The organism is Acidisphaera sp. S103 (assembly GCF_009765975.1).
GTDB lineage: Bacteria > Pseudomonadota > Alphaproteobacteria > Acetobacterales > Acetobacteraceae > Rhodopila.
Map to the genome: position 1 here is coordinate 104,166 of NZ_LMUJ01000026.1, position 7,176 is coordinate 111,341.

Sequence of the window (7,176 nt, forward strand, 5' to 3'; positions counted from 1 at the left end):
TTAAACCGTCGCCGGCCCGCCAAGGATATTCGTCGCCTGAGCTGACAGCACGCCGCCGTTTCCATGCACCAGCGCCACCTCGGCGCCGGCGACTTGGCGCTGGCCGCAGGTGCCGCGCAACTGCCGCACCGCCTCGATCAGCAGGAACAGCCCGTACATTCCCGGGTGGCAGTACGACAGCCCGCCGCCATTGGTGTTGACCGCCAGCGATCCGCCCGGCGCGATCCGACCGCCCGACACGAACGGCCCGCCCTCGCCCTTCGCGCAGAACCCCAGATCCTCCAGGAACAGGATCGTGTTGATGGTGAACGCGTCGTACAGCGCCAGCACCTTCACGTCCGATGGCTTCACGCCAGCCGCCCGATAAGCCTGAGCACCGGATTCGATCGCCCCGGTATGCGTCAGCACCGGCATCGAGGTGATCGAAGCATGCGTGATCGACTGACCGCTGCCCAGCACATACACCGGCTTCTGCTTCATGCTGCGCGCCCGGTCCGCCCGCACCAGAACGATCGCCCCACCGCCATCGGTCACCAGGCAGATGTCGCGGACGGTGAACGGATCGCTGATCGGCCGAGCATTTAGCACATCGGCGATGGTCAGCGGCTTCTTCTCCCACGCCACCGGGTTCAGCAGCGCCCATTCACGCGCCGCCACCGCCACCGCGGCCATGTGCTCGCGCGTGGTGCCATACTCGTGCATGTGCCGGTTCGCCGCCATCGCATACGCCGTCGCCGGCAGGAACGGCTTGTATGGCGTTTCATAGGGATTGAATTCCCGAGCACTGGATGCTCGGCGGCCGACGGTGCGCTGGGTGCTGCCGTAGGCGACGACCGCCACCGAACACAGCCCGGCTTCCAACGCCGCATGGGCATGGGCGACATGGATCTCGAACGACGACCCGCCGACGATCGTGCTGTCGGTATAGGCGTTCGGCAGCCCCAGATATTCGACCAGCGACATCGCCGAGGTACGCGCCTGGGTGGTCGCACAGAACACCCCGTCCACATCGGCCAGGGTCAGCCCCGCATCCTCCAGCGCTCGGTGAATGCCTTGCGCCATCAGGTCGATCGGGCTCATCAGCGCGGCGACCGCGCCCAGATCGGATTCGGCGGCGCCGACAATGGCGACGCTGCCGCGGGTTACGTTGCTCATCAGACGCTCTCCGCCGGCGTGAACACGGGGTAGGGGTCTTCGTCGCCCTCTGGCGTATGCACGCGGAATTTCACCCGCAGGCCGATCTTGACGGCGGTCGGCTCGATGTCCTCGACCCGGCTCATCATCCGGAACCCCTCGTCCACGTCGACCAGGCACACATTGTATTTTGGCCCCTGCTGTGGGTGCACCACCGTGGTCGCATGCACCGTCCCGAGTCCCTTGCTGACCCGCCATTCCAGATCCGCCGCCCCCGTCTTCGGCGCGATGACCCGCGGGTAGAACACTACCTGTTGAGCCGAGGGGCTGAACTGATACCCCAACTCACCGCGTTTGAGATGCGCGATGTATGTCGCAAGGGGCGATTCGGTCGCGTTCGGCATGGGACGGCTTCCTCTGGCAATGCGCCGGCAAACTAGCAAGGCCATAGGCGGTAGACAAACCAGCCGGTAGCGATATCGAAGCGCTTGCACAGATGAAGGGTTGAGACCAAATTTCGCCAATGGCCAATTTTTTCTCCCAGACTGTCGCTTCCCCGCCTGGTCAGCCGGTTCCCGAGGGCTTCCTGACCGGCCAACTGCTGATCGCCATGCCGGCGTTGGCGGACCCGCGCTTTCAGCAGAGCGTCATCTACGTGTGTGCGCATACGCCGGAAGGCGCGATGGGCCTGATTCTGAATCGCCCGATCGTCAAGCCGACGTTCGACGACCTGCTGAAGCAACTCAGCGTCGAACCGCTGCCACCCGTCCGGCAGATCAAGCTATGTGCCGGCGGCCCGGTCGAGAACGCCCGCGGTTTCGTGCTGCACACCACCGACTGGACGGGGGAGGGCAGCCTGAAGGTCGACGGCACTATGGCCCTGACTGCCAGCCTGGACGTGCTGAAGGTTATCGCCGAGGGCGGCGGGCCGCGGGAATGTGTCCTCGCGCTGGGCTATGCGGGCTGGGGGCCGGGTCAGCTCGACCAGGAAATCCAGGCGAATTCCTGGCTGTCGGCCCCAGCCGATGAGACGCTGCTGTTCGACGGCCAGCACGACACCAAATGGCGGCGCGCCTTCGCCAAGTTGCGCGTCGATCCGCTGCTGCTGTCCGACACCGCCGGCCACGCCTGACGCTGAGGCATTGAAGACAAAGGGTGTGCGGCGAAACGATCGGGTCGTCTAGCGACCGCCATCGGCCTCTCATCGTCATGCCGACGGCGGTCGGCATGCATGCCTTGCTATGCTGTTCTCGGCAAAGGCGCGGATGGCGGTCTTCGTTCGCCATGACGGGCCGGGGTCTGGCGCCGACGCCGAGGCACTTGTCTGTCCCCGCGGCCTACGGCTGGCGGCCCTCGTTAACGTTTCGGTAGCATTTCGCGCGTATATCGGCCGCCTGCCTTACGGAAGGAGCGGGCAATGGCCAGACCCTTAGCCGAGATTACCACGATCCTCCGCGAGCTGTTGCTCGACCCCTCGCTGGAATGCACCCCGGCGACGCGGTTCGAGGACGTGGCCGGCTGGGACTCGATGGACCTCGTCACCGTGGTGGTCGAGGTTGAGTGCCGGTTCGGGCTGCAGTTCGAACTTGCCGAGATCGACCGCCTGGTCACCGTCCGCGATCTGCTCGATATGATCGCGGCCAAGCAGGCGTTGATGGCGGCCTGACCGCGGTGCCGTTCAACGGTTTTCCGTTCCTGCTGGGCTTCCTGCCGGTGGCGTTGTGCGGCTTCGCGCTGGCCGGACGCTGGGGGCAGGCATCGGCGAAGACCTGGTTGATCGCCGCGTCGCTGCTGTTCTACGCCGCCGGCGCCCCGGCGTTCCTGCCGCTGTTGATTTTGTCGATCGCCGGTAACCTCGGATGCCTGCACGCGATGCACGTGTCCGCCAGGCCAGGCAGATGGGCGGCAACCGGCGTAGCGCTCAACCTCGCCGTCCTGGCTTGGTTCAAATACCTGGATGCACAGCCGGCCCTGGGCCTCAGCTTCTTCACGTTCACCCAGATCGGCTGCCTGCTGTATCACGCCGACGGCGAGACACCGCCACCCAAGGTGCGCGATTACGCCCTGTTCGCCGGGTTCTTTCCCGCCCTGCTGGCCGGCCCCATCCTCAACCCGAGGGAAACGCTGCCGCAATTCGCGCGAACCGATGGATGGCGACTCACCGGCGGCAACCTAGCCACCGGCAGCGGGTTTTTCGTCATCGGGCTGCTGAAGAAGACCTTGCTGGCCGACCCGCTGCTGACCGTCATCAACCCGGGTTTCGCCCATCCCGGTGCGCTGACCCTGTTCCCGGCCTGGCAGGCCGCGACGTGCTATTCGCTGCAATTGTATTTCGACTTCTCCGGCTACACCGACATGGCGATCGGCATCGCCTGGATGGTCGGTCTGCGCTACCCGGACAACTTCGACCAGCCGTATCGAGCCACCTCGGTCACCGCCTACTGGCAGCGCTGGCATATGTCGCTGACCCGGTTCCTGATGACCACCGTGCACGCGCCGATGACCCTGGCGATCCTGCGCTGGCGGAAAGCCCATGGACGGCCGATCGATGCGCGATCGCAGGCGACCGCGGCCGGGTTCGTCAGCATGATCGGCGGCCCGATCGTGGTGACGATGATGCTGATCTCCCTGTGGCATGGCGCCACCTGGGTGTTCCTGCTGTTCGGGCTGCTGCACACGGCGTTCCTGCTGGTCAACCACGTCTGGCGGGTGAAGCACGGCCGAGTCCTTCCGGCTTGGGTCGCCGTGGCGCTGACCTATCTTTGCGTGCTGGTCGGCGCCGTCTTGTTCCGCTCCACCACCGCCGCTCGGGCGGGGTCCATGCTCGCTGGCATGGCCGGTCTGCACGGCATCGGCGATCTGCAACCGGACATCCACGTCCCCGCCCAAATCCTCTGGCTCGTTATCCTGTATGCGATCGTCTGGCTCGCTCCGACGACACGGCAATGGATGCTGGGCGAACCAGCGTCCCGCCTCCCCTGGCGGCCGTCGCCGCAATGGGCCGTCGCCATGGGATGCGCCGCCACGCTGGGCGTGCTCGCCGCCGGCGGCACCAGCGAATTCCTGTATTTCCGGTTCTGACCCGGTGCGCTACCTGGTCCTGTTCGGACTGTCCGCCGTCGTGAGTTTCGCCGCGCTCTGGGTCTGGGTGGTGCGGATGCCGATGGCGTTCATGGACGTCGAATACACCGCATGGCGCGCCAAGCAGACGATGCTGGACACCTGCGACCTGGGCGAGGCGATCGTCCTGGGCGATTCCCGCGCCGCCGCCGATATCCTCCCTTCCAGGCTGCCGATCCGCGTCGCCAACCTCGCCATGGGCGGCGCCGAGGCGATCGAGGCCTTGTCGATGCTGAAACGAGCACTGGCCTGCCCGACGCCACCGCGGCTGGTGATCATCTCCATCGATCCGGGTCACTTCAGCCGCCCGGACATGTTCTGGGAACGCAGCGTTCGCTTCGGCATCATCTCCGATGCCGAGGTCGCCGCCGTGCGCGAGGCCACACGGCAGACCGGCGATCTTTCGGTCTACGACTCGCAACCGTTGGAGGGCGTGCCGCCGCGCGTCCGCGACTGGCTGTACCAAGTCCGCTTCCCGCCGCTGTATTTTTCCAACCTGGCGCATGGCGGCTTCTTCGTCCGCTGGCCCACCAACCAGCGCTGGCTGGCCGAGACCCTGGCAGCCCGCGGCCACTATTATTTCGGCACCGACCCCGGCAACAGCGTCGTCACCCTGGACGGCCACATGGCCGCATTCAAGCCATTACCGATCCTCGACCACTATTTCGACCAACTGCTGGCGGAACTCGACCGCCGCGGCATCGAGACGCGCTTCATCGCCATGCCGATCAACCAATCGACATGGAACGTGGTCAACCCCGCGGTGCCCGCCGGCTTCGCCGCCTACCTCGCCGCCTACGAACGCCGCTACAAACACTTCCGCGTGGCGTCGCAGATCATGCCGCATTGGCCGGACCGGTTCTTCGGCGACATGTTCTCCCACCTGAACCCGGAGGGCGCCGAACGCTTCAGCGACATGCTGGCTCAGCGGCTGCAGGACGCTCCGCCCAGCACACAGAATGACGCGCAGAACGGGTGGTTGAGCGACACCGGCGCCGACGCCTCGGCCAAAGTCGTTCCCATCTCGAAGCGCGGATCATAGGCCAGCAAAGTACACGCCAGCACCACCGGTGCCGGGGCGCCTCGGCGCTTCACCACCATGCGCGCACCGGCGCACATCACGTCATCCGGCGACTTATGCAGGATGCCCCAGCAGGCGGTGGTGATCTCGGGCACATCGCGTTCCGGTTCCATCTCCGGGAACAACATCAGCCGCACCGGATCATGCGCATCCACCGGAATGTCATGCGTCGCGAAAAGTCGGGAAAATCCTTCCCGCAACGACTGCTCGCTTTCCCCGGTGAAGCGGCGGCCGGCGACGTCGAGCCTGAAGCCATTACGAGCCAACCAGATCAGCCCGTCGAGGGCGGGGCGCCAACTGCGGCGGCCGCGTTCCTGCTCATGAATGACGGGATCGTGGTGGTCGAGTGACACGCGGATCGTCAGCCGGTCGCCATAACGCTGCCGCAACGCCAGCATCTCGGGGCGCAGCTTGCGCAGCGGCTTCATCGCGTTGGTCAGCACCAGCGCATCCAGCCCGCGCGACAACACGGCGTCCAGCATCGGGACAATGTCGGGGTTCATGAACGGCTCGCCGCCGGTAAACCCGATCAGCTTCGTCGGCAGCCGGTCGCGAGCGATTTCATCCAGATACGTCTCGACCTCGGCCAGGGTCAGGTAGGCCAGCCGGTCGTTGCGAGGGGATGATTCGATGTAGCAGTTGCGGCAGGTCAGGTTGCACAGCGTGCCGGTGTTGAACCACAGCGTCTCCAGCGCCCGCAGCGCCACTGTCGCCCGTGTTTCCCCCGCCGCCGTGGTGAACGGATCGCGGAACTTCGCCGGGTTCAGCCTGGCCGTCATCTGGTCCACGTAGTCGTTCCCCCCGGCGGTCAGGATGTCGTAGCCGGCAACCGCATCCAGGCTGGCACGGACGGCATCAGCGTCGCATCCCCACAGTGCAACGTGGCGCCGATCGCATCCAGCCGCAAAGACGCCAAGCCTATCCCATCCCGGCCGGACCGCATGGAGCCGACCTCTACCCCATCCCGCAGCACCGGGGTCCCGGCTGGCGGCAACGGTCCCTCGACAGTCACCGGCACCAGCCGACGCTTGACCAACCCGCGATATTTCGTCCGAGCGGTCAGTTCCTGGCCCATGTAGCAGCCTTTCGACCACGAAACGCCGGCCAGTTCGTCGAAACCGGCCTCCAACAGGACGCTGCGATCGGATTCCATGTCCTTCGATCCGTCGGGCACGCCGGCCGCCAGCCGATGCCGGTCCCAGTCCTCGGGCGTTGCGGTGGCGGGCAGCGGTTCGGCGGCCAAAATTCGCCAGCCCAGGCCGGGCAGCCGGGGATCGGGGGCGACGATACCGCCCACGCCCGGATCACCGGCCCAGGCGACATGCACATGCAATTCCGGTTCGGGACGCAGGGTGACCCGCATCCGCAAGCGGTAGCGCGACAGCCGTTGGACCAGTATCGGCACCTGTTCGGCCTCGCAGTCCAGCAGCAACGCATCCGCGTGGGCGAAGACGAAGAAATCCGCCAGCCACTTGCCCTGCGCCGTCAGAAAGGCGGCCCAGACGGCGTGGCCTGGCCGGACGGCTTCAATGTCGTTGGAAACGAGGCCCTGAAGGAAGGCGACACGATCATCGCCCTCGATCGCTATGACGCCTCGTTCGGGTAGCGGGGTCAGTTGAACCATTCGGTATAGTTAATGCTGCCAACGTGTCGCGCAAGCGCGCGCCGAAGCAACCACCAACCCACCAAATGACCAACCCACCGCCCGCCCCCGTCATGCTGACGCAGGTCAGCATCCACGCCTTCGCTGGAAACGGCAAAAGCCCCCCTCACACCAACCCTGCCCCCGACAACCCGCCGAACACCCCCAACGCGCAGGTGACGACGGCCACCGCCACCAC

At 65.9% G+C, this 7,176-nt stretch carries 8 protein-coding genes; 4 read left to right on the forward strand and 4 right to left on the reverse strand.

The window, feature by feature from the left end:
• A complete protein-coding gene (locus tag GSQ89_RS03680) occupies window positions 1-1,155 on the reverse strand; it encodes an acetyl-CoA acetyltransferase (RefSeq protein WP_158922131.1) in 1,155 nt (384 codons plus the stop codon).
• Window positions 1,155-1,538, reverse strand: coding sequence for a Zn-ribbon domain-containing OB-fold protein (locus GSQ89_RS03685; protein ID WP_158922133.1), 384 nt, complete (start codon window positions 1,536-1,538; stop codon window positions 1,155-1,157). Before GSQ89_RS03685 ends, GSQ89_RS03680 begins: the two co-directional genes overlap by 1 nt.
• A 119-nt stretch (window positions 1,539-1,657) precedes the next feature.
• Here GSQ89_RS03685 and GSQ89_RS03690 point away from each other — a divergent pair, with 119 nt between their 5' ends.
• The 4 genes from GSQ89_RS03690 to GSQ89_RS03705 all read left to right on the forward strand — a co-directional run bounded on the left by GSQ89_RS03690 (window position 1,658) and on the right by GSQ89_RS03705 (window position 5,296).
• Window positions 1,658-2,266, forward strand: coding sequence for a YqgE/AlgH family protein (locus tag GSQ89_RS03690; RefSeq protein ID WP_158922135.1), 609 nt, complete (start codon window positions 1,658-1,660; stop codon window positions 2,264-2,266).
• Between the two features lie 285 nt (window positions 2,267-2,551).
• Window positions 2,552-2,800 (forward strand): acyl carrier protein, encoded by a 249-nt coding sequence (locus tag GSQ89_RS03695; RefSeq protein ID WP_158922137.1) that lies wholly within the window; start codon window positions 2,552-2,554, stop codon window positions 2,798-2,800.
• Window positions 2,801-2,805: 5 nt separating this feature from the next.
• On the forward strand, window positions 2,806-4,215 hold the full coding sequence (locus tag GSQ89_RS03700; protein WP_158922139.1) for an MBOAT family protein: 1,410 nt from the start codon (window positions 2,806-2,808) through the stop codon (window positions 4,213-4,215).
• Between the two features lie 4 nt (window positions 4,216-4,219).
• Window positions 4,220-5,296: a hypothetical protein gene (locus tag GSQ89_RS03705; RefSeq protein WP_158922141.1), complete on the forward strand. Its 1,077-nt coding sequence runs from the start codon at window positions 4,220-4,222 to the stop codon at window positions 5,294-5,296.
• On the opposite strand, the gene GSQ89_RS03710 is transcribed toward GSQ89_RS03705, so the two are convergent.
• Both GSQ89_RS03710 and GSQ89_RS03715 read right to left on the reverse strand, forming a co-directional pair.
• Window positions 5,179-6,114, reverse strand: a complete 936-nt coding sequence (locus tag GSQ89_RS03710) for a radical SAM protein (RefSeq protein ID WP_158922191.1) — start codon at window positions 6,112-6,114, stop codon at window positions 5,179-5,181. The two genes, GSQ89_RS03705 and GSQ89_RS03710, sit on opposite strands and share 118 nt — an antisense overlap.
• A 29-nt stretch (window positions 6,115-6,143) precedes the next feature.
• Complete coding sequence (locus GSQ89_RS03715) at window positions 6,144-6,959, reverse strand: folate-binding protein YgfZ (RefSeq protein ID WP_158922143.1); 816 nt, start codon at window positions 6,957-6,959, stop codon at window positions 6,144-6,146.
• Window positions 6,960-7,176: the final 217 nt, after the last annotated feature.

Bases quoted from the DNA above. Each gene is read 5' to 3' on its own strand.
- GSQ89_RS03685 (WP_158922133.1), bottom strand. From the start codon at position 1,538: ATGCCGAACGCGACCGAATCGCCCCTTGCGACATACATCGCGCATCTC.
- GSQ89_RS03695 (WP_158922137.1), top strand. From the start codon at position 2,552: ATGGCCAGACCCTTAGCCGAGATTACCACGATCCTCCGCGAGCTGTTG.
- GSQ89_RS03680 (WP_158922131.1), bottom strand. From the start codon at position 1,155: ATGAGCAACGTAACCCGCGGCAGCGTCGCCATTGTCGGCGCCGCCGAA.
- GSQ89_RS03690 (WP_158922135.1), top strand. From the start codon at position 1,658: ATGGCCAATTTTTTCTCCCAGACTGTCGCTTCCCCGCCTGGTCAGCCG.
- GSQ89_RS03710 (WP_158922191.1), bottom strand. From the start codon at position 6,114: ATGACGGCCAGGCTGAACCCGGCGAAGTTCCGCGATCCGTTCACCACG.
- GSQ89_RS03715 (WP_158922143.1), bottom strand. From the start codon at position 6,959: ATGGTTCAACTGACCCCGCTACCCGAACGAGGCGTCATAGCGATCGAG.